The sequence below is a fragment of the Nocardia sp. GP40 genome (genome assembly GCF_050434125.1).
Taxonomy (GTDB): domain Bacteria; phylum Actinomycetota; class Actinomycetes; order Mycobacteriales; family Mycobacteriaceae; genus Nocardia; species Nocardia albiluteola.
Genome location: NZ_JBNPVW010000008.1, coordinates 217,822 through 241,235, shown reverse-complemented (window position 1 = coordinate 241,235; position 23,414 = coordinate 217,822). Strand labels below are relative to the sequence as shown.

Below are 23,414 nucleotides of genomic sequence, written 5' to 3'. Positions count from 1 at the left end.
GGAAAGCAGGAGGGTGACATGACTGGAGAACGCCGGGTTCGCGTGGACACCACGCGATTGCGGCAGGCCGCGGGCCAGATGGACGATCTCGGGCGCAAGACGGGCGAGATCCTCGGCACACTGAAGAGCACGATTCAGGCCCAGGGCTATCCGTGGGGCCACGATGATTATGGCGACAAGTTCGTCAACGGCGATCAGGGCTACGGGAATTCCGAGAAGAACCTGCTGGCCGGCGGCGACAATATGGTCGGCTCGGAGGGCAAGTTCAGCAAGGGCATGGGTGATGCCGCGACCAAGATGGACAAGATGGACGACCGCACATCATGATCTCGAACAGTGCTGACGTGGCGTCATCGGATGGGCTTGCGACAAATGCGGACTCGTCTGCTTGTGAAGCGAATGTGCCTGGTCCGGAGGTGGATTCGGTCGTCTCCGTGCCGTCGGTCGGGCAGCGGGCCGCGGTATGGATCCGCGCCGACGGGGATGCCGGCGCGGTGCCGGCGGGAGACGACTTTCCGGTGCTGTCGGCGTTGTGTGCGCGGTGGGCGGTGATCGCGGTGGCGTTCACGGCGGTGGGTTCGCAGTGGGGTCCGCGGATCCTGGCGGCCTTGGGCATGTTCGAGGGTGCGGCACGTTGCGGTGCCACGGTGGCGGTGCGGCCAGGCGGGCGGGCGGTGCTGTCGGGTGAGGTGTGGAACGCGCCGGAGTTGGACGGGGGCCGCAATGAGGACATCCCGATGCTGGATGTGTATGCGGACGCGCCGGGGTGGGTGGCCGATCGGGTGCTCGATCCGTGGGAGGGACACGGCCTGCTGTCGTTCTGCCATTGGTGGGAGGGCGGTGAGTCACCGGCCGGGGAACGGCTGGGCTCGGCGGTGCCGGGGGTGTGGACCGCGGGGACTGTGATCGATGTGGTGTGTGGAGTGCTCAGCAGCGATCCGGCTGAGGAATTGCGTTCCGCGGTAGCGACTTTGGTGGCTGCCGCGGAGGCGGGTGTAGTAACCCGGGAAACCCTGGCCGCGGTCTTCACCGATCCGGGCGATGTCGATGACGCGCTGCAGCAGTTGTCACTGGCGGGTCTCGTGATCACGGTTCCCGGGCAACTGCCGCGCGACCGCGCGATCATGCTGGTCCGCGAGTATATCGAGGCTCTGATCATCGATGCCACGAACTATCGGCTGGACGAGTTGGCGGCCGAGCGTCTGGGTGTCGGCTGGGTGGTGACCCTCCCGACCCAGCCCGGCGTGAGCTCCCTCGGTCGCGCCCTCTTCTACATCGCCGACGACGGAGTGATCGAACAGTCCTTGTCCTCGGTCGCGCCATCGCTCTACATCGAGGGGTTCGAACGGCGATTCCAGCAGCGCCGGGCGGGCGCTATGGCGGACCTATCGATCCGATGAGGGATACCGTGGTGATCGAGATGATGCCTGGTGAGGTGACCCCGGGTCAGCGTTGGACGAAGCGTGCCAGCGCGGCCAGAGTCTGTTCCATCGTCTACCGGTTGCGCACCGAACGGCGCCCCAAACCGGTGGTGACCACCGAGGTCACCTTGTAGAACAGGTCGCGCCGGTCGACGTACCGCTCGACGACCTCGCACCCACTCGGTTGCGCGGTGATCTCGAACTCCCAGGTCGACACCGGGCGACCTGCGGCGTGCACGGCGAAGGCGAAACGCTTTCCGGGATCTGCCGCCGTGACCGTGCAGATCGTGCTCCACTTCACCCACGGGCGCCGGTTGTCCCCGCGGAACGTCGATCCGACGGCGGCGGGCTCGTCGGCGAGCCACTCGCCGCCCGCCGACTCGGGACTCCACCGGTCCATCCGGGTCACGTCGGCGATCAGTTCGTACACGGTTTCGGGGGTGCCGGCCATCACGTGCCGGACCTCGACTGTGGTCATGGGAAACTACCTCGCGCCTCGCCGGGAAACCTGGATGCGGCCGAAATTCTCTTGCTTCGCAGTCCTTCTCGCGCTTTCGCCGGAGTCGGACACCGCTCGATACAGTTCAACTGTATGTACGAGAGTGCGGCATGCCCTTGAACAACCGCGCCACGTGGACGGAACATTTGCGCCACGGCCGTGCGGTGTGCCGGCTCTCGTGCTTCGGTGAGATTTTACCCCCAACCCATGATGACAGGCAGTAGTCGCAGTGACAGCTTCTTACCAGGATCGTCCCAGAGCCCGGCGCCGCGAAACGAATTCGGCTGCGCCGCAAGAGGAGTTCTTCATGGACTCCACGCCCGTGGCCGCCGCGCCGCGCGGATTCGACGCTTACCGGCGTGGATGGGAGGAACAGTTCCCCGATGGACGGGCCCTTCCCAGCTTCACCCCGGATACGGTCGGTGACTTCCGGATTCGGGCGCACGCCGTCCGGATGCGTGAGCTGACCATGGTGGACATCCACGGCGCATCGCCGATCCGGACGACGCGTCCGGTCAGCGATGTCGAGGGGCAGATCCAGCTGCACGTGGTGTCGCGCGGCGCCTGGACACTGGACGGCCGGTCCGGTCGCGGCGAGCACACCGTGCGGGCCGGGCAGTTCCTGCTCCAGAACATGGGGAAGCCAACGCAGTTCGCAACGGCGCCGCACACGACGGCGAAGGTCATCACCGTCATGCCGCCGACCCCGCTCGAACCGCTGCTCCGGAACCGCGTGGTCATGGGACCGCAAGACGCGACCGAGGTCCGGCTGCTGGTGGCCTACGCGGACATGATCCGCGCAACGATGCCGGATCTCGGCCCGGCTGGCACGCACGCCGCCCACAGCGCCCTGCTCGAGCTGGTCAAGGGGGTGGCCCTGGGCCGGTTCGACGACGCGGAACCCGAGCTCGCCCGGCGCTCGCCCGGGCGGCGAAGGACCTCGCGGACCGCCGGCTCGCCGACCCCGAGCTGACCCCGGTGCTACTGGCACGCGAGCTCAACGTCTCGATCCGCACCCTGCAGCGCGCGTTCGCCTCGGAGGGCGAGTCGGTGAACGCCTACATCCGGCGCCGGCGGCTGGAAGCGGCGAAACTCGCCCTGACGGCGTCGCCCGACCGCCTGACCATCTCGGAACTGGCCGCCTATTGGCAATTCTCGGACAGCAGCCAGGGCCTTGCGAACCCGGGGCGGGGTGGACAGGCTGCCGCCGTACAGGCGCTGGGCGTCGGCGCCCTTGTCGCGGGCGTGGCCGGTGTTGGCATTGCCGAACGCGGCGAAGCCGCCACTTCATCCGGACCTTCAAGAAGGCCTACGGCCTCACGCCCGCCGACTACGCCGCGGCATATGCCCGAGTGAGCGGGCAGATCGTAACGGCCGATACAGGGTACGGTTGACTGGTTCCGAATGTTGCTGGGACACAGAACCGCTGGGGGCCTTCATGTCGGCGCTGGGACGACCGGGCTGGATGCTCTCCGGCCGCTACCGGTTGATCGAAAAGCTGGGCAGTGGTGGGTTCGGGACCGTGTGGAGAGCGCGCGACGAGCAGGCGCAGGTCGAGGTCGCGGTGAAGGAAGTGCTGCTCCCGCAGGCCGAATCGAGCATGGAGCACGCCGAGCGAGTCGCGCGCGCCGAACGGGAGGCCCGCAATGCCGCTCGGCTGAGCGATCATCCGAATATCGTCGGCGTCGTCGATGTCGTCACCGACGGCGTGACGCCCTGGATCGTCATGCCCCTGGTGTCCGGCCGATCGCTGAAGCAGCGACTCGACGGCGACGGGCGGATGGCCGTCGCGGAAGTCACCACCGTCGCCGCCGCCATGTTGCAGGCCCTGCGGGCCGCGCACGATGCCGGCGTGGTCCACCGCGATGTCAAGCCGGGCAATATCCTGCTCGCCACCGGTGGCGAGGTGCTGCTCACGGATTTCGGGACCGCCCGCCACCATTCCGATCACACGCTGACCGCCAAGGAGACGATTATCGGTTCGTTCGAGTACATGCCCCCCGAACGCATCGACGGCGAAGGCACACCGGCTGGTGACCTGTACTCCCTCGGTGTCACGCTTTACCACGCGGTGGAAGGGGTCTCCCCGTTCCGCCGCGACACCATTCACGGAACGATGAAAGCGGTGATGTTCGGTACGGCTGACCCGCCCGCCCGTGCCGGACGACTCCTCCCGCTCATCACGCGGCTGATGGACAAACAGCCGGAGCTACGTCCCTCCATCCCCCAGGCGTTGACACTGCTCGAGTCCCGGACGCCTCCGGATCTCGCACCGAAACAGGAAATCCCCAAGAGAAATTCACGATCATCGGGAGCCCGCCGTAGGCGTGGCGAGGTCGGCCAGCTGCTGGCCCGTGCCCGCGATCATCAGAAGCGCGGCGATATAGGTGAAGCCGAACGGCTGCTCCGCCAGGCCGCGGCGATGAACGACGCCGTCGCCATATCCTTCCTGGCTCGACTCCTCGAAAAGCGAGGCGCCCGAGCCGAAGCCGAACGCTGGCACCGGCAGGCCGCCGAGAGCGGCGAAACGCTCTCGATGCTCACCCTGGGCCACATGTGCATGAAGGCGGGTGATCTCAGCCAGGCCGCCTACTGGTACCGACGCTACGTCGACCACGGCCACATCCTCGGAAAGGTCCATCTGGCAACGGTTCACGAGGCGCGGGGCGAGGACGACCGCGCCGAGCACCTCTACCGCGAGGTGGAACAGGACGGCGACATGGTCGCCCTGAAAGCCCTGGGCGACCAATGGAAATCCCTGGGGCGCACGGACGCCGCCGAACGCGTGTACCGCAAATCCGCTCGAGCCGGCTACGCCCCCGCGCAGGCGGCCCTGGAAAGCCTGCCCCGGCGCTAGCCCACCCGCCCTCGTGATCGCTGAGTCGTTGCTGTCTGGATCATCCCTTTCTGTTATGGCACGCCGGACGACTCGCCAGCGGGTTAGCGGAATTGGGTGGACGATGGGTAGCGTGGCGTTCACCGTCGCGAGATCGGGTGGAAGACATACGAGTTGGCCCGCGACGGTGGCGGCCTCGTCCGGTTGCTCCCTCAGCACGCACGCGCTGAGGGGACCGGCGGGGCCGCCGGACGGGCGGGGCGCGGTCCACACGAGAGCAATTCGGATTGCCAGGTAAACGAAAGGATCCTGATGGCGCGGGACGCGGCGGCGTCGTTGCTGGTGGCAACGATCCAGGCTCGGTACGGCTCACTGGATGCGTTCTGCGCGCGCCTACGAGGCAGCGTCGCGAATCCGACCGACGAACTACGACGTTTTACCGGGGACTGGAGCCGGGCAGGGGCGGCCGGGGACGGCGGCAGACATCGACAGCGGCCACGATCGGATGGTCTTGCACCTGTGACGTTGCTGCGCGCGGATACCCGCTAGGCCTCCGGCCACGGCGCCGACCAGCATCTCGGTGAGAAGGACGGGAGCGTGCAGCGCACTCGGTTGCCCGTTTCACCACAGTCGGATCGAGGTGAGTGGGATGCTGAGCAGTAGTTATACCCAGGCCGGTCATTCGGTTCGACATCCCGTTCGTGAGACGACTCGCAGGAAGGGTGAGGGCAATGAAGGATGAAGGTCAGGGACGCGGTGAAGCCGCGAGGATCGACCCTCTTTCCAGGCGCACCTACGGTCGATACATGGGGGATCGCAACCGACGTGCCGGTAGCTTCATAGTCACCGATTTCCTGCCGGATTCAGCGTCCTACGGCCATGCGAAACTATTGGTGCTGCCGCGGGTCGTTTCCCTCACGCCTCTTGTCTCCCCCGGCGATGCTCCGGCCCGGATCTTGGCGTACGTACCAGCGAACTTCAACAAGCCGCTGCGCGTAGGGGATTTGGTCATGACCCGCGCCTCCAAACACGGCGCACACAAGGGGCTGCCAGGAGTCGGACTTCGTGTCGCGAAAAGGGCGCGGCGGCCGAAGCCTGGGTAATGCGGAAAACGCGAGCCGATCCGTGCTGGATCGGCTCGCGTTTTCCGCTACCTACGGCCAGGCCGCCGGGCGATGATTTCAGGCCTCCGCGGCGCGCTGTTCACGCCGAGCCGGCTGCACACCGGCCGCCTCGCTGTGATTGTGCAAGGCGCGGTAGGCGAGGAAGTACACGCACAGTTGGGTTCCCCAGGTGGCCAGTGCCTGCTCGACCACGGACACCGGGCTGTCAGTCGCTGACAGTGCCGTCTCAGCGGGTGCGGCCATCCTTGATCCCGCCCATCCGGATGGAAGCCACGAGTCTCGAGCGGCAGCCCGTGTCCGGGCCGCCATCGCTCCGGCCACGTCCGATCGTCCGTTCGCTACTAAGGGTGCGAGAATCATGCGTGTATTGCTCGCCGGGGCTACCGGCTATCTGGGTTCCGTTGTCGCGGAACGACTGTCGAATGCGGGGCACGACGTCGTGGCTCTGGTGCGGCCCGGCCGCGCGGCGCCGGCCCACGGCTACGAACAGCGGACCGGCGATCTCAGCGACCCGGACTCCCTCGCCACAGCGGTGACACCCGACATCGGCGCGGTGATCCACGCGGGTGTGCCGACCGGGGATGCCGCCGTGGATGCCACGGCCGTCGATGCTTTGAGTGAGCCGCTGCACGGAACCGGGCGGCCCTTCGTCTACACCAGCGGCGTCTGGGTATTGGGTGCCACGGGGCACGAGACTGCGGACGAACACTTCCCGGTCAACCCGATCCCGATCGTGGGCTATCGGCCCGGGATCGAGCAACGAGTGCTCGACCTCGCCGCGGCGGGCGTGCGCTCGACGGTGATCCGGCCCGGCATCATCCACGGCCGGGGCGGGGGAATCCCCGCGCTGCTGATCGACCTGGCCCGCAAACACGGTGCGCCGCTGATGATCGGGGACGCGACCGTGAGGTGGCCGATGGTCCACATCGAGGATCTCGGGGATCTGTTCCGCGAGGTTGTCGAGCATGCACCGGCCGGAACGATGTGGCACGGTGTCACCCAGTCCGCGGTTCCCGTCCGGGAATTGACCGCAGCGGCGGGCGCAGCGGCGGGCGTGCTGACCGCGCCGACGGTCTGGCCGTTGAACGAGGCCAGGGCCGAACTGGGCGGGGCGTTCGCCGACGCGCTGGCCCTGGACCAATCGGTCAGCGGTGAGGCGGCGCGCGAGCGATTCGCCTGGCGGCCCCACGGCCTCGACGCCATTACCGATCTGCGCAGCGGCTCCTACCGCTGACACGTCCACGCCTTACCGGCAAGTGCCCCCCGCGCGGATCGGTCGACGGCCCGCCGGTCCGTGACGGATCAAACCGTTGGGGCGGCGGGTACAGCGGCATCGGACAGCGGTCGGAGCCACCATGGCCAAGTCGAACGATCGGCTTGCGGGCCGGGTGGCCGCAAGCCGATCACTGTCGGTGAGTGTTGCCGCAGCTAGGCGGCGTGGCCGCCGGAGATCAGTGCGGGGTCGTCGGGGAGCCAGTTGCCGTGGAATCCGGCGGGCACGCGCCGCGGCAGGTGGATCTCGGCGACCGGACCCGCCGCGATGTCGTCGGCGTCCAGGATGACCAGGTCGCTGCGGTCGGTTGCCGCGTCGTACACGTAGGTGAGCAACCAACCGGGTCCGCCGGGGTTGTCGTCGGCGGGGGCGAAGGCGGCCTCTCCTGGGTTCCGCCCCTGCGGGAACACGTAACTGGTCGCGGTGTCCGAGTGCAGGTCGTAGCGGTGCAGGGCGCCCGCCCTGGCGTGTTCGCCGGACACCGCTCCGCTGGTGGTGTGTCCGTGCCGGGCGGGCAGGCCGGCGAGCCGGTCGTCGATGCGGGGGAATTCGGTGGGGCGATCGTCGATTTGGTGTTCGGTGACCGTGCCGGCGGCGAGATCGATGTTCCAGCGCCATAGTTCGCCTCGCCCGCCCAGGGCGACGCCGTCGCCGAGGTGGTCGTAGCGCACCACGTGCAGGGTCAGGATCTGTCCGGTGGGGTCTTCGTGTGCGTTGAGGCTGTGGAATACGTAGCAGGGTTCGATGTCGAACCACCGCACCGGGGTTTCGGGGTGCGCGCGGTCCAGGACGCCGAGGCGTGCGCCGTAGTCGGGGTTCCAGCTGAAGGGCATTCCCGGTGATTGCGCCCGCACCGGGTCGAACACCATCGGGAGGTCCATGAAGACGACATGCCGGGAGGTGAGGTGGAAGTCGTGCATCATCGTCGGGGCTGTGACCTCGATTGGCCTGCTGTACACGAGATTGCCGGTGGCGTCGGCGCGGTGGTAGGTCAGGTAGGGGCGTTGGTGTGCACCGTATCCGAAGAAGTGCAGCTCGCCGGTGCGGGGGCAGACCTTGGGGTGGGCCGTCATCGCGGTGTGCAAGCGGCCGTCGAAGTCGTAGGCGCCGAGGGTGTCGAGTTCACGGCCGGCCCGCATGTCGAGTTCGTACGGTAGCGCCGATTCCACGAGTGCGAAGGTGTGTCCGGCGTGCCGCACGACGTGGGTGTTGGCGACCCCGGCGGTCAGGTCGGGGGAGTCGATGCCGTTGTCGCCCAGTATTTCTCCGGTGAATCTGGTGGTCCGGACCCACCGGTTGCGGTAGGCCACGGCGCGGCCGGCTTCGAGCCGGACGCCGTGGACCATGCCGTCGCCGACGAACCAGTGTGCCGAGCTTCCGGTGCGCGGGTTGGGGCCGTTGCGCAGGTACCAGCCGGTCAATTCGGGTGGGATGGCGCCGGTGACCGGCAGTTCGGTCGCGCTGATCTCGGTGGGAACGGGGGCGAAGTTGCCGAGTAGATGGGGAACCGGGGTGTTCATGACGGGCACGTCCTTGATCTGAGTGTGTATGCGGCGCAGGGCAATTCGGGTTGGATGGTGCGGCCGGCGCGGGCGGTGCGAACGGCCGGGCCTAGGCGGCGGACGGGTTCGTGCGCCGCGCCACGGCCTGCATGTGCGCGCTGTAGCGGACGGTGAAGGTGGCCGGGATCGCGAACGCGGCGACCTGGACCGCGATCCGCGGCCCGTCGGAGTGTGCCAGCACCGCCAGCGCGAGGCACCCGATGGTGAAGCTGGCGGTCCACACGGCGGTGATGAGGTAGTTGGCGCGCAGGAATCCCGGGTTCGACCACAGCTCCGGCGGCGTCGACTGCTTGGCGATCGGCAGGGTGAACGGCATGCGCAGGGCCATCGAGGTCCCGGCGACCAGCATCAGGACACCGCTGGAGATCGCCGGCGAGTACGGATGCAACGGCGTGTTCGGGTCCGCGAACCCAACGATCGTCAGCGCGATGAAGAACACGCCCGTGCCCAGGTCGATGACCATTCCGACGATACCCCGGCCGGCCCGGACCAGACGGGTGATCTCGATCAGCGACAGGCACGTGCCGATCAGTGCGGCCCACTTCCAGTAGTGGTCCGGCACGACCGCGTACACGATCCAGGGGGCGAAGGTGCGCAGGTAGGACATGACGAGCTGACTCCTAGATATTCCAACATGGACATGTTGTTCACGGATATTCCGGTACCGGACTGTGAGTTCATCATGATACTTCGGCTACGACATGTCAACACCGCAATGTAGGGTGATGGCCATGAACGGAGCGCGGCGGAGCGGACCATCAACACAGCGCGCCAGGCGCACGACGGAGCCGAGCGCCGGCGAGGTGGAGTCGTGAGCCTCAGGCATGCCCTGCTGGGCCTGCTGGCCGACCAACCGGCCAGCGGCTACGACCTGCTGCAGCGGTTCGCCCGCTCGCTCGACAACGTGTGGTCGGCCTCGCAGACCCAGGTGTACACGGAGCTGACGAAGCTGGCCGGGGAAGGTTTGATCACCGCGTCCGAGGAGGGGCCGCGCCGCCGCAAGGAGTACGCACTCACTCCGGCGGGCGACGCCGAGCTCAGAAACTGGCTCGGCACGACCGAATCGAAAACACCCACGCGGAACGAGATGCTGCTGCGGATCTTCTTCCTCGGCATCCTTCCCCAGCAGCAGGCCCTGGACCACATGGCCACCGTCCAAGAACGCTCACGCGCCGGAGGGCAAGCACTTGCCGCACTGGAGCAAACCACCGAATGGGACGACGACGACTTCTCCGAATACGGACACATCGCCCTCGAGTGGGGCAAACGGTACTGCGCGATGACCGAGGAGTGGGCCCAGTGGGCCCAGGAGCAGATCATCGCACGCCGACCGAGAGAATCCGGGAGAGAAACAACGGGCTGAAACGGTCGCTGCTTGCCCCGTGACAATCACCGCGCTCATGCCGCCAGGGCTACGCCGATCCCTCGGCATTCCCGGCGGCCCATACCGTCGACGGAATATCGGTGATCACCGGGGCTGCAAACGGCAATAACACTTGCGGATTACGGTAGGCGTCACAGGTATGCCCCGCACGCCGGCCACGCACCGCGGCCGTGGGTGGCCAGGACATTCTCGGCGATACGGATTTGTTCGGCGCGGCTGGCTTGTGCGGGTGACCCGCTGCCGCCGGCGGCTGCCCAAGTGCCTTGGGTGAACTGCAGGCCACCGTAGTAGCCGTTGCCGGTGTCGGCGCTCCAGTTCCCGCCGCTTTCGCACGCGGCGACCGCGTCCCAATCGTGGCCATCGGGCCGGGCATGAGCAGCAGGCCCGCTCATCACCGAGATAGCGGTGATCGCGGCGGTGGCACTGAGAAAACGGATGTTCACAATGCGCGGGTGATACACGGAAATCTCCTTCCATGATCTGCCGACCCCGACCGATGAAATGCCCGCTGCAATAAGCGGGTATCGCCGGGGATTTCGCGAACCGTGGCATGGAAATGTCGGGAAATATCAAATGCGCGCACGCGACGTATCAGCACGCAGGGGGGCGGATACCTGACGCGCTGTCGAGGCAACTTCGGTCACAATCGCACAGCATGCACCAGTCGACGGTGTCTGATTGCAGAGGCAGAACCGAGTCTTTCGACTGCATCGAGATCAATGGATCCGGGCAGGAGCAGGAACGAGGGAACCTCTCGCCCCTTTATTCACCGCGATCAGACGATACGCTGGAGCCAGCATATGCGCGGGATAATTTATTCAATCGAAACCATTCGATTCGACTACCTCATCCAGACGAAAGGTCTCCGCCCGAACCCCTTCGCGGGACCGGAAGCGCCCGGGATACCTCAGCCGGAAGCAGGGCGCTACCTGGCTGAACATGCTCAACGACCAGTCCGATGGCTCGAGTGCGTGGCGTCGGCTCACGGAGAGCAGTTCGCGTGGGTCACCCCGAAGATGTTCCGCAAGACCGTCGCGACGCTGCCGGCTCAGGACCTCGACGCGCGGGCGGCGCAGCAGCAGTTGGGCCACGCGGGCGATGCCACGACCAAGCGGCACTACATCGATGAGCCGAACCAGGCTCCGGACTTCACCCAGGAGAGTGCCGGCGACCGATTTTCCGACCGGCTGAGGCCAGCGCTCGCACATATGGAGTTCGCCGTATCCAATCTCGAGCTTCTCGCCGTGATGTTCTCGGACTTCACTTCCGCTGGCGCAGCATCGGTGGGCCGCGATGGCCTGACCGCCGAAGCTGCTCGACAGAGGGTGCGCGAGAGCCCAGGGGGCGCGCACTCTCCGGCTTTTCGGGGCCGACCCTCAGGATGCCGATTCGAGCGAATCCGTTGTGCCGCAAGGCTCGATCCCCGCCGACGTGGTGTGGACGCCGCCGCCGGCCGCCGTGTCGGCCAGTCCACCGGGGCAGTGCCGTGCGGTGAAGTGGGCATCGATGGTCTCGGCGATGTCGGTGAGGGAATCGAGCTGGGTGGGGGACAGGACGTCGGTGAAGCAGTGGCGGATGCCCTGCACGTAGGTCGGCCAGGCGGCCTCGAATGCGGCGCGGCCCGCGTCGGTGAGCACGACGTCGTAGCCGCGGGCGTCGCCCTCGCTCGGCGCGCGTGTCACCGTGCCGCGCGCCTGCATCCGGGAGATCTGGCGGGACAGGCGGCTGCGCTCCCAGTTCAGTGCCGCGGCGAGGTCGCGGGCCCGGAACCGCCGGCCGGGGATGTTGAACAGCCGGAGCAGGATGACGAAGTCGGCCTCGGTGAGCCCGAAGTCGCGGACCAGCGTGCGGGCCAGCACCTCGTTGACCTCGATCCGCATGCGCTGGAAAGCGACCCAGGCCCGGGTCTCCCGTTCGTCCATCCACACCTCGCTCATGGCGTCGAGCCTACCGGCCGGCTCGCTTTTGTTGACATGTAACCCTCATCAGCCTAGGGTTTAGTTGTTTACATGGCAACAAAAGGAGCTTCGATGACCACATCGCTGACCGCGACGCTGCGTTCACCAAGTTCTGACTTCCGACGCCCGCGGCCTGATCGCCGTCGAACAGGCCCTTCCAGCAATGGATCTCGGTAGATCCGGGATCTCGACAAAGGAGTTCGACATGAGTGCTGCCAACGACTGGAACGCGCAGACGATCGCGGAGTTCCGTGCCAATGAGGGCAAGGTCGGCGGAGTCTTCGAGGGCGCCCCGATCGTGCTGCTACATCATCGCGGCCGCAGGACCGGGCGGGAGCTGATCACTCCGGTGATGTATCTCCCGCACGAATCCCGGCCCGACCTCATCTATGTCTTCGCGACCCGGGGTGGTGCGCCCGTCAACCCGGATTGGTACTACAACCTCATCGCGGCGGGCGGTGGCAGCGTCGAACGGGGAACCGACGCATACCCCGTCACCCTGCGCGAACTGCCCGGCGGCGAACGTGATCGCGTCTACGCCGAGCAAGCGCGGCGCTTCGCAGGCTTCGCCGAGTACGAACGCCAGACTGCCGGTGTGCGCACCATTCCCGTTCTCGAATTGGCCCGGGCCTAGCCGACTTTCGACCGAGAGGAGAGCACGATCATGACCAAGGCAGTCAGGTACGACGAGTTCGGCGGTATCGACGTGTTGCGCGTCGACGAGATCGATCGCCCGGTGCCCGGAACCGGGCAGGTGCTGGTTCGGGTGCGGACCGCCGGGATCAATCCGAGCGAGTCGGTCATCCGCACCGGTGCGCTGAACGACATGTTTCCCTCCACGTTCCCGTCCGGACAGGGCAGTGACCTCGCCGGGGTCGTGGCAGAGGTGGGCGCCGGAGTCGGCGGCTACGCGCCGGGTGACGAAGTGATCGGATTCTCCGAGAAGCGTTCCGCCCAAGCCGAACTGGTCGTGGTCGACGCGGACAACCTCACGCCGAAGCCGGGGAACATGCCGTGGGAGGTCGCCGGCGGCCTCTATGTCGTCGGCGTCACCGCGTGGGGAGTGGTCCAGGCCGTCGAGCCGAAACCCGGTGAGACGGTCGTCGTCTCCGGTGCCGCCGGGGGTGTCGGCTCGCTCGCCGTCCAGCTCCTGCGCGACGCCGGTGTCACGGTGATCGGGCTGGCAAGTGCGGACAATCACGACTGGCTGCACGGCCACGGTGTGCTCCCGGTCGCCTACGGCGACGGCGTCGCCGACCGGATCCGGACCGCCGCGCCCGATGGCGTCGACGCGTTCATCGACACCTTCGGCGACGGGTACGTGGACCTGGCCCTGTCCCTCGGCGTGCCGGTCGACCGGATCGACACCATCGCCGACTACGTGGCCGCCGCGAAGTATGGCGTGAAGACCGACGGCGGAGCCGAAGCCGGCCCGGGTGGTGAAGTGCTCGCGCGCATGGCCGGGCTGATCGCTTCCGGCCGCCTCGAGTTGCCGATCGCGGGGGTGTACCCCCTGGCGCAGGTCCGCGAGGCCTACACCGAACTCGAACGCCGGCATACGCACGGCAAGATCGTTCTGACGCTCTAGTCCGTTCAGCGGCAACGACTTCCGCCGACGATTCGACCGCCGCCCGCCCGCCGGCTGCCGTGCCGGCGCGCGATGCCGAGGCGAGAACTCCGGCACAGAACGATCCGAGCTGCGGCAAGATCGCGGCCACGACGTTATCCGGAGTCAACGTGAAGTGCTACCACACCTCGGCCGGCAGCCGGCGATGGTCCCGGCGACAATCGGGACGATCGCCACGGTGGACCGTCGCCAAATTCGGCAGTCCCGACCGCGCCGGAGAGCGGGTCAGCCAGGGCGAGGTGGAAGCCGGTACTTCACGAATCGGCGACCATTGTTGCGAACATGGTGCCCTTCTGATGGCATCTGGTTCGATCACCGGAGTCGGCGTAGGTTTGCCGTGTGAGTACCTCTCGGGCGGGAGGGGTCGGATTGGGGTTTGCTCGGCTTGCGCTGGCCGAGCGTGTCGGCATCGCGATGTCCCGCCGCCGAGGCAGTGTCATCGCCTGTTCGTCGCTGAGTCGCGGTGTTGTTGAACAACACCATCACCAAAGAAGAACATTCTCGGCCGGATAGGCCGTCGGCACATCACGATCGCCGGTGAGTAGTGGTTGCCGGAAAGCAGGCCACGAAACTTGATGGGCGTTGGAGCCTCGGTAGGTAGGTGGTACGTCATGACACGCTTGGTGCCGCAGCTCCCGTACACATTGACGTCTCCGCTGCTCAATCGTGGAACGGCGTTCAGTGTTGCGGAGCGGCGCGAGTTCGGGTTGACCGGCCGGCTCCCGTCGGCGGTCCTTACTTTGGATGATCAGGCGCGGCGCTTGTGGCAGCAGTTACAGGAGTTGCCGACCGATTTGGCCCGGAACCTGCTCCTCGAACAAGTTCACAACCGCAACGAGGTGCTGTATTTCAAGGTGCTTTCGGAGCATTTGCCCGCGTTGCTGCCGGTGGTATACGACCCGACGGTGGGGGAGGCGATCGAGCAGTATTCCGACGAGTACCGCGGCCAGCGCGGCGTGTACCTGTCCGTCGACCGTCCAGAGGAGATCGCCGCATCCTTCGAGACATTAGGGCTGGGTCCCGCTGATGTGGACTTGATCGTCTGCAGTGATGCCGAGGAGATTCTGGGTATCGGCGACTGGGGTGTGGGCGGGATGCAGATCGCGATCGGGAAGCTTGCAATCTACACCGTCGGCGGCGGGATCGATCCGGCGCGCACCATCGCGGTCTCCCTGGACGTCGGCACCGACAACGAGCGTCTGCTCAACGACCCGTTCTATCTGGGTAACCGCCACGCCCGCCGCCGCGGCGCCGACTACGACACGTTCATCGGGAACTACATCGACACCGCACATCGGCTGTTCCCCCACGCCATGCTGCATTTCGAAGACTTCGGCCCCGAACACGCGCATGCGATCCTGGCGAGGTACGCACCGGATTATTGCGTATTCAACGACGACATACAGGGCACCGGGGCGGTGGTCATGGCCGCGGTGTACTCCGGACTGAGGGTCGCGGGTACCCGGATGAGAGACCAGAAACTGGTCGTGTTCGGTGCCGGAACCGCCGGGGTCGGTATCGCTGATCAGCTGCGCGACGCGATGGTCACCGACGGTGCCACCGCCGAGCAAGCCTGCTCGCAGATCTGGTTGGTGGACAAGCAGGGGTTGCTGTTCGACGACATGGACGACCTGCGCGACTTCCAGAAGCCTTACGCCAAGAACCGCCAGCAGTCCAACATCGCTGCCGGAGATCGGGTGGGTCTGGTCGGCGCCATCACGATGGCCGCGCCGACGATCCTGCTGGGCACATCGACAGCGCACGGCGCGTTCACTCGCGAGGTCGTCGAAGCGATGACCGCGTCCACCGAGCGACCGATGATCTTCCCGATCTCCAACCCCACCGAGAAGATCGAGGCGATGCCGGCCGACGTGCTGGCCTGGTCGCACGGCAGGGCGCTGGTCGCGACCGGGATCCCGGTCGACCCTGTCGAGTACAACGGCACGACCTACCAGATCGGGCAGGCGAACAACTTCCTGATATTCCCCGGCCTGGGCCTGGGAGTAACCGTCTCCGGCGCCAGGCGCGTGACCAAGAGCATGCTCGAGGCTGCCGCGAAAGCCATTGCCCGCGAGGTTGATCCGAGCGCACCGGGTGGCGCTCTGCTGCCGGACGTGCAGAACCTGCGGGCGTTGTCGGCGACGGTCGCCGAGGGCGTATACGCCGCCGCTCATGACGACGGGGTGGCCACCAACACCCCCGGCAACATCGTCCAAGCCATCCACGAGGCCATGTGGCAGCCCGTATATAGCCGAGGGCAGCGGCCTATGGCCGGGGGCAGCGGCGATGAAACCGATGACGGACCTCGATCTTCGGAAGCAATGAACGGATCAGTCATGCCGAAACTGCAGTACGGCGACTACCAGTACGAGATCTATCTCGACGGACTCGACGGCCGACTACCGAAGTACCCAGTCGATTATGCCTCGCTCGAACGCGCAGCGGCCGAGGTGCTACCTTCCTTCGTCTACTCCTATGTCGCCGGCGGTTGCGGTGACGAGGCTACGCAGCGCGCAAATGTGGATGCCTTCTCGCGCTATGCGATCGTGCCGCGCATGCTCGTCGGCGCGACCGAACGCGACCTGTCGGTGTCGCTGTTCGACATGCAACTGCCGACGCCGCTGTTCATGTGTCCGATCGGGGTTATCGGCCTGTGCGCCCAGGACTTCCACGGCGATATCCACGTGGCCGAAGCATCCGCGCAGACCGGTGTACCGATGATCGCCTCCACCCTCACTCAGGACCGCATGGAAGAGGTCGTCCAGCACGCCGGGAACACGCCGGGGCTGTTTCAGCTCTACACCCCCAACGACAGGGATCTTGCCGCCAGTTTCCTGGCCCGCGCCGAACGAGCCGGATACCGGGCCGTCGTCGTCACCTTGGACACCTGGACCACCGGATGGCGGCCAAGGGACCTGAACACCGGCAACTTCCCCCAACTACGTGGCTACGTCCTGGAGAACTACTTCACCGACGACGTCTTCCTCCAACGGCTGACCAAGCCCGTGCGAGAAGACCCGAAGGCGGCGGCGACGGAATGGATGAATGTGTGGGGTAACTCGTTGCGCTGGGACGATCTGAGCTGGCTACGTTCGCTCACAACACTGCCGGTCCTGCTCAAAGGCATCCAACACCCCGACGACGTTCGAAAGGCCCGCGACTACGGCATCGACGGCATCTACTGCTCCAACCACGGCGGCCGGCAAGCCAACGGCGGGCTACCCGCTCTCGACGCGCTACCAGCCGTCGTGGCAGCCGCCGACGGGATGCCGGTGTTGTTCGACTCCGGCGTGCGCACCGGCTCCGACATAGCCAAAGCCCTCGCGCTGGGGGCAACCGCTGTCGGGGTGGGACGCCCTTACGCGTATGCACTCGCCGTCGGCGGTGCTGATGGCGTCGTGTCCCAAATACGTGCCCTGCTCGCCGAACTGGACCTACTCATGGCCATCGACGGCTTCCAGAGTGTGGCCGACCTCCGCGCAGCCGGTGCCCAACGCATCTAGCTGTATGAGGTCCTGACGTTCGTGACGCCGGCGGGCAGACAAGCTCGGCCCCAAAGCAACTGCTGAGCAACTCGGTCACACCACCGAGAAGAACGTCAAGTATTACGCCAAGGCTCGGCCGCGGATCGTGCCGCGGCAGAACGCGACGGCACTGTCCGGCCTTGCCCCGCAGTTTGCCGGCGACCCCGACTCGGGCGATCTCGCACCGGCCGCCGACGATGGCTCTGCACATGGTTATGCACAGCTAGGCGATGCGCACACCACTGTCGAGATCGCCGTCGAGCAGTGCGGTGCCCAATGTCGTCGCCTGATGCCGCATCGTATTGCGGTGCCGCCAACTCTCGACGAGCCCGGCCTCGCGCAGTATCGATACGTGTTCACTGGCCGTCGCGGGTGAAACATTCAGTCGGCGTGCCAGTTCGGTCGTGGTGCAGCCCTCAGCGATCTCCTGCAGTGCGGCGGCGCGCGTGCGGCCGAGCAGTGCGGTCAGCGCCGCGTTGGTCGCGCGCGGACCCCATGCCGCGGCGAAATCGGCGATATCGCGCAGCACCGGAACCACCAGCATCCTCGGCGCGTCTTTATCGACGGCGGATTTCAGCAGTTGCGGTCCGGGCCAGATGAACAGCGACGGAATGATGATCAGGCCACGCCCGTCGAGGTGTTCCGCGTGGGATCCGATCGGGGCGAACACTTCCAGCACGGGCGCCCGCCACCGCGCGAAGGGCGCGAGCCCAGCGAAGAGCCGTTCGATCCCCTCGGTGGCAATCGTGCGGGCCATCCGCTCGGCCGCCACCTCGAGATACGACTGCATATGCGCCCACCGACCGGCGAAGGCCACCGTATGGAATGCCTCGACGGCGAGCGCGACATCGCGGCGGGCGGCGTTGTCGCGCTCGGACAGGTCCTGCGTCCAGGCGGGAAGCGGATGATCGGTCAGCGCGCGCTGCTGAGCGGTGTGTTCCACCTCGCGGCGGAGTTCGTCGCGAGAGGCCAGATGCAATGCCTCGATCCCCGCTGACATCGACCGCGCACCACGGGTCGGCGTGATCAGGTCGACGAAGTGGTACCGGCCCGGAAAGACATCCGCGAGCACGCCGAAATTATCCGGCAGTGCACGCCGAACCTGCCCACGCCAACCGTCGTACAGTGGTGCGTCGGTGCGCTGCACCACCCGGGTGGCCAGCATTGTTTCGGCCATCGCGCCGAGCGGTGCCCCGATCCGGATACGTGTCAGATCCTCGGGTGTGCAGTAGATCCGCTTCATACACCATCCCGCATCGTCGCACCGAGACACCTCACGGTACCCGCGATCATCGCGGACCTCGCAACATCACCGCAAGAACCGGATCCAAGCGCATGATCTCATCCGTGGCCGACTGCGTGGCCGACCAGCGAAACCAACTCGGCCACCGCCATTTCCGCCGCCTGGCTACCACCGCGCCAACGCTCAGCCGTCCCAGCACCAGCCCGACAGGCCGCGCCACTACCTCGTTCACCATCGTCGACTCCTGAATACGCATTGTTCAGCAGCCTAGGAATCAGTGAGCCTGACCTCACCATGTTTCGGCCGTGGCCTAAACACTCGAACTCTGGGACTGGTTCGCGCACATCGGCAACACCGACCCCTTGCCCGGCATCGCACAGGACATTGCGAAGATGCTCGGCCACACCGGATCGAACCCCATCGTGGTGTAGCAGGCCCATCCTCCCGACACGCGGTAATGGGGCTGCACGACAGGCTGGTACCCCAGCGGCCGGCCGGGAGGACACGTCGTGATATGTGGGTGTGGCGGTGATTTGCCGTTAGGGTTTCATGCATGTGCGACATGATTGCTGGCCTGGATGGTCGGGTGAACGTCGGTACTTCCGGTTTTCGTGGCAGCACGGTGGGCGGCTACCCCGAACCCGCACCCAGCAGAGGCCGCGGACTCGGTGAACGGTTCTCGCGATGAGCGTCACCTCCCTGACGGCGCGGTGTCTCGGGGTGGCCGCGCTGTTGCTGGCATCGGTGACACCCGCCATGGCGACGCCCGTCACGGCGAGGCCGAGCGCGTCGCCGTTGGGACACGTGGGCCGCTGGCTCACCGACGACGCAGGCAGGGTGATCACCCTGCACGGGGTAAACCTCGTGTACAAGTTCCCGCCCTACTTCCCCGCGGCCGGGGGCTTCGGCGACAGCGACGCTCGATTCCTCGCAGCGCACGGGTTCAACGCGGTGCGGCTGGGATTCACCTGGAGCGCGGTGGAGCCGCGGCCCGGCGTCTACAACGATGGATACATCGCGCAGATCGAACAGACCCAACAGGTGCTTGCCCGGCACCACATCTACGCCCTCATCGATTCTCATCAGGATGCGTTCAACAAGCTGGTCGGCGGGACCTGGAATGGGTTCCCCGACTGGGCGGCATTTCCCGACGGACTGCCGGTACAGCCGAATCCGGGCCTTTTCGGGGCCTACACGCTGAGCCCGGCACAGAACCGGGCATGGGCCAATTTCTGGAGTGATCACCGGGCATCGGATGGCGTCGGTGTGCAGGAGCACTATGCGGCGATGTGGTCGCATGTCGCGCAACGCTTTGCCGGCGAGCGCTACGTGTTGGGCTATGACCTCATCAACGAGCCGTGGCCGGGCATCACGCACCCGACGTGCCTGGTGGACGGTTGCCCCGAGTTCTCGCGCGACGTGCTCGCGGCCTTCCAGGGCAAGGCGATGCGGGGTATCCGGCAGGTCGACCCCGAGCACCTGCTGTTCTACGAACCGTTTGTCACCACCGATTTCGGTGCGCCGGTGCGAATGCCGAACCCGACCGGCGATCCGCGCGCCGGAATGAGCTTCCACGACTACTGCCTCGGGCCGATCCAGACGTGCCCGGAGAACGGCTTCGACAGCACTCGCGCCGCCGGTACCGTCGGGCTGGTGACCGAATTCGGGGCGACGGACAATCAGGCGATATTGGCCCGCGTCACCGGCAGACTCGACGACACCATGGCCTCCTGGATGCTGTGGTCGCTGACGCAGAATCAGCTGCCGGGTCATCCCCAGCAACCCCCGACCGGCGCCAATTTGATCAGCCCCGCCGCCAGCGTCGAGCGTCCGTATCCACAGGCCGTCGCAGGCACCCCGCGGGGCTGGCACTACGACTCCGCCACCGCAACGTTCAGCCTCCGATACGACACCGCCCGCGCCGACTCGGGCCGACCGGGCGGCGACTCCTGCACCGAGGTATACCTGCCCAGGAGCGACTATCCCAACGGCTACCGGGTCGAGGTCCAGGGTGCCGAGGTCGTGTCGGCCCCCGATGCCGACCTGCTACAGCTGCGGGCCACTCCCGGACAGGGCACCGTGCAACTGACAGTGACACGGCGCTGAAGCATCGCTGCGATCAGCGGGCGGTGAAGCCGCCGTCGATCGCCAGGGCCGCGCCGGTGACGAAGCCGGCTTCGTCGCTGAGGAGATAGGCGCAGAAGGAGGCGATCTCTTCTCGACCGGCGCGGCCGCTCCCTCGAACACCTGATCGAACTGTCGAAGACCCTGCAGGACCACGGTGTGGATCTGGTGGTCCTGGATCAGGGCATCGACACCTCCACCGCTGTCGGGCGAATGTTCTTCCAGATCCTCGGTGCCATAGCCGAATTCGAGCACGCCCTGATGTCCGAACGTACCCGTGACGGGCTGGCCGCCGCCCGCCCCCGCGGCCCGCGGTGACCGTCGGCGACGTAGACGGATTTGGACGGGGCATGTGCCTGTGTGGGCGGGCCGTTCAGTCGTAGTACCGCCGCTTGAGCGCTCCGACCTTGGTCTGGTAGGTGTGGATCACACTCCCGGCCGCCTCGGAGACGCCCGCGCAGAACTCGATTTCGGTCAGCTCACGCACAGTGCCGGGCTCGATGCGAACCGCGAATTTCCTCATGCCCAGCGTGCCGATCGTGATCCGTCCGTCGCTCGATTTGCCGACGGCTCTGGTGGCGTCCCGGTCGGCGAGGAAGGCCAGATCCGTCGCATCCTCGGCATCGATGCTCAGGTTCGTATACTCCCGGTAGACACAATCTCCTTTGAGTCCGCCCGGGGCGATAATTTCGGTCTCTCGGTGGCTGTCGAGTCCGCGATTACGCCGTCCAGCCATAGCGTCGTGGGAGGTGGCGTCGACATCGATGCCGTACGGCGTGTACAGCTCGTGCATGTACCGGGTCTGCAAATAATTGCCATCCGGAAGGCGGTCGAGTACGCCCGCTTGGACTTCCGACCGGAACGTATTCAGGTCACGGGCGCCGACGACTTCCGGACTTTCACCGAACGAGACAAATCCGTCGTCGTCGGCCTTCCCGACATGATCACTGATATTCAGATTATCGGGGTTTCGCGATTCGAAACCCTGGTCGAATATCCTCGGGCCGCGTGAATCCATCCGGGAACAGAGCGTTATGCGGTTCCAGATACGCATCGTTGGCACTCTTGTCGCGCCACATGATGGCATGGCCGTCGTCCTGTAGCGCGAAGAAGATCTCCGACGGATCAATCGCCTGTTTGGAGTCGTCGAGTGCATGGTCGGGCATCGACCGGGTGAGGTCGTCCGGCAAGTGCCGATCCTCACAGCCTGGTTCGAAGGAACGAGGCTCGGCACTCGCATATTCGATTACTCGCCGCGGATCATTGACTCGCTCGTCGAGAACCTTGGACAGGTACTGCCTGTCGATCCTCGGTGGGGTCTCCCTCGGCGACTCGGAGTCCGAATCGGCCCGAGGACCGGTCCGATCATTGTCCGGTTCCGAAATGTCGTTGCTGTGGTCGAGTCCCAGGTCCGGCGCCGAGTGCTCGTCAGCTGGCACATGGTGGGCGTGGTCGGTCTGGGCTTCAGCTGTCGAACGCAGCGACTCCGTGGAATCCGGAACGGCCGATTGGGATTCGTTCTGCCGCACCGGATCCGGCGAAATCATGGTGGATTCCGGCAGTCTGAGGCCGTGATCCAGCTCGATCGGCACCTTGTCGCCGACAGACTTCGGCGCCACAGGATCTATCTCTGGCAAATCGAGGCTGGACTTCGGTTTCTCAGGCTGGAGATCCGGGCTAGCCTCCGCGGCCACAGGCGAGGGATCGGTGCGTTCCTCGGGTACCTCTGGCGGTAGGTCCTGGCTTACCCTGGGCTCCTGTGCGGGGAGATCCAGACTTGACTTGGGCTGCTGGTCCGGAAGGTTCAGGCTCGAACCAGGTTCCGGCCACGGCGTACGCGAAGCCTGCCTCGGCGCACGATCGGCAGGATCGACCGGACTTGTCACTGCGCCCGGTTGCCCGGCTACCTCGGAGGGCGGTACTCCCGACTTGTCCGCCGTGATGCTCGCATCGACGCCAGAGTCGGTTAGGAGGCGATCACTCCGTTCTGGGGCCACGCCTTCTCGCGCTTGGCCCGGAGCCTGATCTGGCCGGCCGCCGACCGGAAAATCACGTCCTCCGGTTGGTCCGTGCGGGCGCTGTTGCTCGCCTTGTCTATCGTCAGGACCCGATCGAGGTTGTCCCTCGTCTCCCCGAACTGGTACTCCACCTCGTTCGGGTCGTTGCGTATCTGGTTGTAGTAGATCAGAAGCGCCATCGTGTTGTCCCCCCGAGTCGGTCAGGCTTGGATCCCGCCTCCGCCCGGCCAGGTCTGGTCGTTGATTCTCGAGCATCAGAGCGATGTTGCGCACGAAGAGATCCGCGAATATACGCGGGAGCTGGAACGCGGACAGTTCGGAACACTTCAACTGGCTCGCGAACAGGAGTTGATGTTGGTTCGTGAGGCAATACCGGTGCAGGAGCTGGAGCTCGCGCAGACCCGGGACATGCTACGCGAGATCGGTGAGGAGTTGTCGCGGGGGCGTGAACCCTCCCGCGACGTGCGGACTCCGGTTCCGGAGAAAAAGTGGGTGCCGGTTCGAGAGGCGCCCGAGCATCCGGCGCGTGAGCCGTTGGCGGTGGAATGGAACGCACCCGAACGGCAGCTCGGTCAGCTGATAACTTTGGTAAAACAGGTCGCTGCGCCGACACTGGCACTTAAGGAAGTCATCACTCCGGCCGTGGTGCATGATTCGCTGGTGCAGGAGAAGGACTGTCCTGCACAATATTTGGAGCGTTTAACGCGGTCGCCGGAGTATCAGCTATGGCTGCAGCTCGAGCAGGAACGACAGGCGCGCGCAATGGCGCGTACGCGGGGAGTTGAGGCGAGGAGCCTCGGCTTGGCAAGGACACGGTGAGA

The 23,414-nt window shown here is 66.1% G+C and carries 24 protein-coding genes; 13 read left to right on the top strand and 11 right to left on the bottom strand.

The window, feature by feature from the left end:
• Positions 1-18 precede the first annotated feature (18 nt).
• Positions 19-327, top strand: coding sequence for a hypothetical protein (locus ABH933_RS25025; RefSeq protein ID WP_429421019.1), 309 nt, complete (start codon positions 19-21; stop codon positions 325-327).
• A 74-nt stretch (positions 328-401) separates the two neighbouring features.
• On the top strand, positions 402-1,400 hold the full coding sequence (locus ABH933_RS25020; RefSeq protein ID WP_429421021.1) for a hypothetical protein: 999 nt from the start codon (positions 402-404) through the stop codon (positions 1,398-1,400).
• Positions 1,401-1,494: 94 nt separating this feature from the next.
• On the opposite strand, the gene ABH933_RS25015 is transcribed toward ABH933_RS25020, so the two are convergent.
• A complete protein-coding gene (locus ABH933_RS25015; protein WP_429421023.1) occupies positions 1,495-1,899 on the bottom strand; it encodes an SRPBCC family protein in 405 nt (134 codons plus the stop codon).
• A gap of 328 nt (positions 1,900-2,227) precedes the next feature.
• Between ABH933_RS25015 and ABH933_RS25010 the strand changes: the two genes are divergently transcribed.
• The 3 genes from ABH933_RS25010 to ABH933_RS25000 all read left to right on the top strand — a co-directional run bounded on the left by ABH933_RS25010 (position 2,228) and on the right by ABH933_RS25000 (position 4,777).
• Positions 2,228-2,893 carry a hypothetical protein gene (locus ABH933_RS25010; RefSeq protein ID WP_429421025.1) on the top strand — a complete coding sequence of 222 codons (666 nt, stop codon included), beginning with the start codon at positions 2,228-2,230 and terminating at the stop codon, positions 2,891-2,893.
• 5 nt (positions 2,894-2,898) lie between these two features.
• On the top strand, positions 2,899-3,276 hold the full coding sequence (locus tag ABH933_RS25005; protein ID WP_429421027.1) for a helix-turn-helix domain-containing protein: 378 nt from the start codon (positions 2,899-2,901) through the stop codon (positions 3,274-3,276).
• A gap of 82 nt (positions 3,277-3,358) precedes the next feature.
• Positions 3,359-4,777, top strand: coding sequence for a serine/threonine-protein kinase (locus tag ABH933_RS25000; RefSeq protein ID WP_429421029.1), 1,419 nt, complete (start codon positions 3,359-3,361; stop codon positions 4,775-4,777).
• 1,160 nt (positions 4,778-5,937) lie between these two features.
• Here the strand turns inward: ABH933_RS25000 and ABH933_RS24995 are convergent.
• Positions 5,938-6,123, bottom strand: coding sequence for a hypothetical protein (locus ABH933_RS24995; protein WP_429421031.1), 186 nt, complete (start codon positions 6,121-6,123; stop codon positions 5,938-5,940).
• A 115-nt stretch (positions 6,124-6,238) separates the two neighbouring features.
• Between ABH933_RS24995 and ABH933_RS24990 the strand changes: the two genes are divergently transcribed.
• Positions 6,239-7,114: an NAD-dependent epimerase/dehydratase family protein gene (locus ABH933_RS24990; RefSeq protein WP_429421033.1), complete on the top strand. Its 876-nt coding sequence runs from the start codon at positions 6,239-6,241 to the stop codon at positions 7,112-7,114.
• 194 nt (positions 7,115-7,308) lie between these two features.
• Here the strand turns inward: ABH933_RS24990 and ABH933_RS24985 are convergent, their stop codons facing one another.
• Together ABH933_RS24985 and ABH933_RS24980 are read right to left on the bottom strand one after the other, a co-directional pair.
• Entirely contained in the window at positions 7,309-8,673 is a 1,365-nt protein-coding gene (locus ABH933_RS24985) for a carotenoid oxygenase family protein (protein WP_429421035.1), read from the bottom strand.
• 91 nt (positions 8,674-8,764) lie between these two features.
• Complete coding sequence (locus ABH933_RS24980) at positions 8,765-9,322, bottom strand: hypothetical protein (protein WP_429421037.1); 558 nt, start codon at positions 9,320-9,322, stop codon at positions 8,765-8,767.
• Between the two features lie 204 nt (positions 9,323-9,526).
• Between ABH933_RS24980 and ABH933_RS24975 the strand changes: the two genes are divergently transcribed.
• Positions 9,527-10,078 (top strand): PadR family transcriptional regulator, encoded by a 552-nt coding sequence (locus tag ABH933_RS24975; RefSeq protein ID WP_215917449.1) that lies wholly within the window; start codon positions 9,527-9,529, stop codon positions 10,076-10,078.
• Between the two features lie 152 nt (positions 10,079-10,230).
• On the opposite strand, the gene ABH933_RS24970 is transcribed toward ABH933_RS24975, so the two are convergent.
• Positions 10,231-10,491, bottom strand: coding sequence for a transglycosylase family protein (locus tag ABH933_RS24970; RefSeq protein WP_429421384.1), 261 nt, complete (start codon positions 10,489-10,491; stop codon positions 10,231-10,233).
• 984 nt (positions 10,492-11,475) lie between these two features.
• Positions 11,476-12,036, bottom strand: coding sequence for a MarR family winged helix-turn-helix transcriptional regulator (locus tag ABH933_RS24965; protein ID WP_429421039.1), 561 nt, complete (start codon positions 12,034-12,036; stop codon positions 11,476-11,478).
• Positions 12,037-12,262: 226 nt separating this feature from the next.
• On the opposite strand from ABH933_RS24965, the gene ABH933_RS24960 reads away from it, so the two are divergent.
• The 3 genes from ABH933_RS24960 (at position 12,263) to maeA (ending at position 17,187) form a co-directional block, all read left to right on the top strand.
• Complete coding sequence (locus ABH933_RS24960) at positions 12,263-12,691, top strand: nitroreductase family deazaflavin-dependent oxidoreductase (RefSeq protein WP_429421041.1); 429 nt, start codon at positions 12,263-12,265, stop codon at positions 12,689-12,691.
• 30 nt (positions 12,692-12,721) lie between these two features.
• Positions 12,722-13,645 carry an NADP-dependent oxidoreductase gene (locus tag ABH933_RS24955; RefSeq protein WP_429421043.1) on the top strand — a complete coding sequence of 308 codons (924 nt, stop codon included), beginning with the start codon at positions 12,722-12,724 and terminating at the stop codon, positions 13,643-13,645.
• 650 nt (positions 13,646-14,295) lie between these two features.
• Positions 14,296-17,187 carry an oxaloacetate-decarboxylating malate dehydrogenase gene (gene maeA / locus ABH933_RS24950; RefSeq protein ID WP_429421044.1) on the top strand — a complete coding sequence of 964 codons (2,892 nt, stop codon included), beginning with the start codon at positions 14,296-14,298 and terminating at the stop codon, positions 17,185-17,187.
• A gap of 244 nt (positions 17,188-17,431) precedes the next feature.
• Here the strand turns inward: maeA and ABH933_RS24945 are convergent, their stop codons facing one another.
• Positions 17,432-18,451 (bottom strand): winged helix-turn-helix domain-containing protein, encoded by a 1,020-nt coding sequence (locus ABH933_RS24945; RefSeq protein ID WP_429421046.1) that lies wholly within the window; start codon positions 18,449-18,451, stop codon positions 17,432-17,434.
• Positions 18,452-19,135: 684 nt separating this feature from the next.
• Between ABH933_RS24945 and ABH933_RS24940 the strand changes: the two genes are divergently transcribed.
• Positions 19,136-20,557: a cellulase family glycosylhydrolase gene (locus ABH933_RS24940; RefSeq protein WP_429421048.1), complete on the top strand. Its 1,422-nt coding sequence runs from the start codon at positions 19,136-19,138 to the stop codon at positions 20,555-20,557.
• A gap of 13 nt (positions 20,558-20,570) precedes the next feature.
• Here the strand turns inward: ABH933_RS24940 and ABH933_RS24935 are convergent, their stop codons facing one another.
• Positions 20,571-20,663, bottom strand: a complete 93-nt coding sequence (locus tag ABH933_RS24935) for an SDR family oxidoreductase (protein WP_429421386.1) — start codon at positions 20,661-20,663, stop codon at positions 20,571-20,573.
• Between the two features lie 35 nt (positions 20,664-20,698).
• Between ABH933_RS24935 and ABH933_RS24930 the strand changes: the two genes are divergently transcribed.
• Positions 20,699-20,893, top strand: a complete 195-nt coding sequence (locus tag ABH933_RS24930; RefSeq protein ID WP_429455105.1) for a recombinase family protein — start codon at positions 20,699-20,701, stop codon at positions 20,891-20,893.
• A gap of 55 nt (positions 20,894-20,948) precedes the next feature.
• Here the strand turns inward: ABH933_RS24930 and ABH933_RS24925 are convergent, their stop codons facing one another.
• The 3 genes from ABH933_RS24925 to ABH933_RS24915 form a co-directional block, all read right to left on the bottom strand.
• Complete coding sequence (locus ABH933_RS24925) at positions 20,949-21,368, bottom strand: hypothetical protein (protein ID WP_429421050.1); 420 nt, start codon at positions 21,366-21,368, stop codon at positions 20,949-20,951.
• Between the two features lie 166 nt (positions 21,369-21,534).
• Positions 21,535-22,269 carry a hypothetical protein gene (locus ABH933_RS24920; protein WP_429421052.1) on the bottom strand — a complete coding sequence of 245 codons (735 nt, stop codon included), beginning with the start codon at positions 22,267-22,269 and terminating at the stop codon, positions 21,535-21,537.
• 272 nt (positions 22,270-22,541) lie between these two features.
• A complete protein-coding gene (locus tag ABH933_RS24915; protein ID WP_429421053.1) occupies positions 22,542-22,772 on the bottom strand; it encodes a hypothetical protein in 231 nt (76 codons plus the stop codon).
• Positions 22,773-22,833: 61 nt separating this feature from the next.
• Here ABH933_RS24915 and ABH933_RS24910 point away from each other — a divergent pair, with 61 nt between their 5' ends.
• Positions 22,834-23,412, top strand: coding sequence for a hypothetical protein (locus ABH933_RS24910; protein WP_429421055.1), 579 nt, complete (start codon positions 22,834-22,836; stop codon positions 23,410-23,412).
• The last annotated feature ends 2 nt before the right edge of the window (positions 23,413-23,414 follow it).

Bases quoted from the DNA above. Each gene is read 5' to 3' on its own strand.
- ABH933_RS24970 (WP_429421384.1), bottom strand. From the start codon at position 10,491: ATGAGCGGGCCTGCTGCTCATGCCCGGCCCGATGGCCACGATTGGGAC.
- ABH933_RS25015 (WP_429421023.1), bottom strand. From the start codon at position 1,899: ATGACCACAGTCGAGGTCCGGCACGTGATGGCCGGCACCCCCGAAACC.
- ABH933_RS24990 (WP_429421033.1), top strand. From the start codon at position 6,239: ATGCGTGTATTGCTCGCCGGGGCTACCGGCTATCTGGGTTCCGTTGTC.
- ABH933_RS25000 (WP_429421029.1), top strand. From the start codon at position 3,359: ATGTCGGCGCTGGGACGACCGGGCTGGATGCTCTCCGGCCGCTACCGG.
- ABH933_RS25025 (WP_429421019.1), top strand. From the start codon at position 19: ATGACTGGAGAACGCCGGGTTCGCGTGGACACCACGCGATTGCGGCAG.
- ABH933_RS24960 (WP_429421041.1), top strand. From the start codon at position 12,263: ATGAGTGCTGCCAACGACTGGAACGCGCAGACGATCGCGGAGTTCCGT.
- ABH933_RS24995 (WP_429421031.1), bottom strand. From the start codon at position 6,123: ATGGCCGCACCCGCTGAGACGGCACTGTCAGCGACTGACAGCCCGGTG.
- ABH933_RS24915 (WP_429421053.1), bottom strand. From the start codon at position 22,772: ATGGCGCTTCTGATCTACTACAACCAGATACGCAACGACCCGAACGAG.
- ABH933_RS24940 (WP_429421048.1), top strand. From the start codon at position 19,136: ATGAGCGTCACCTCCCTGACGGCGCGGTGTCTCGGGGTGGCCGCGCTG.
- ABH933_RS24925 (WP_429421050.1), bottom strand. From the start codon at position 21,368: ATGCACGAGCTGTACACGCCGTACGGCATCGATGTCGACGCCACCTCC.
- ABH933_RS24965 (WP_429421039.1), bottom strand. From the start codon at position 12,036: ATGAGCGAGGTGTGGATGGACGAACGGGAGACCCGGGCCTGGGTCGCT.
- ABH933_RS24955 (WP_429421043.1), top strand. From the start codon at position 12,722: ATGACCAAGGCAGTCAGGTACGACGAGTTCGGCGGTATCGACGTGTTG.
- ABH933_RS24980 (WP_429421037.1), bottom strand. From the start codon at position 9,322: ATGTCCTACCTGCGCACCTTCGCCCCCTGGATCGTGTACGCGGTCGTG.
- ABH933_RS24985 (WP_429421035.1), bottom strand. From the start codon at position 8,673: ATGAACACCCCGGTTCCCCATCTACTCGGCAACTTCGCCCCCGTTCCC.
- ABH933_RS25010 (WP_429421025.1), top strand. From the start codon at position 2,228: ATGGACTCCACGCCCGTGGCCGCCGCGCCGCGCGGATTCGACGCTTAC.
- ABH933_RS24945 (WP_429421046.1), bottom strand. From the start codon at position 18,451: ATGAAGCGGATCTACTGCACACCCGAGGATCTGACACGTATCCGGATC.
- maeA (WP_429421044.1), top strand. From the start codon at position 14,296: ATGACACGCTTGGTGCCGCAGCTCCCGTACACATTGACGTCTCCGCTG.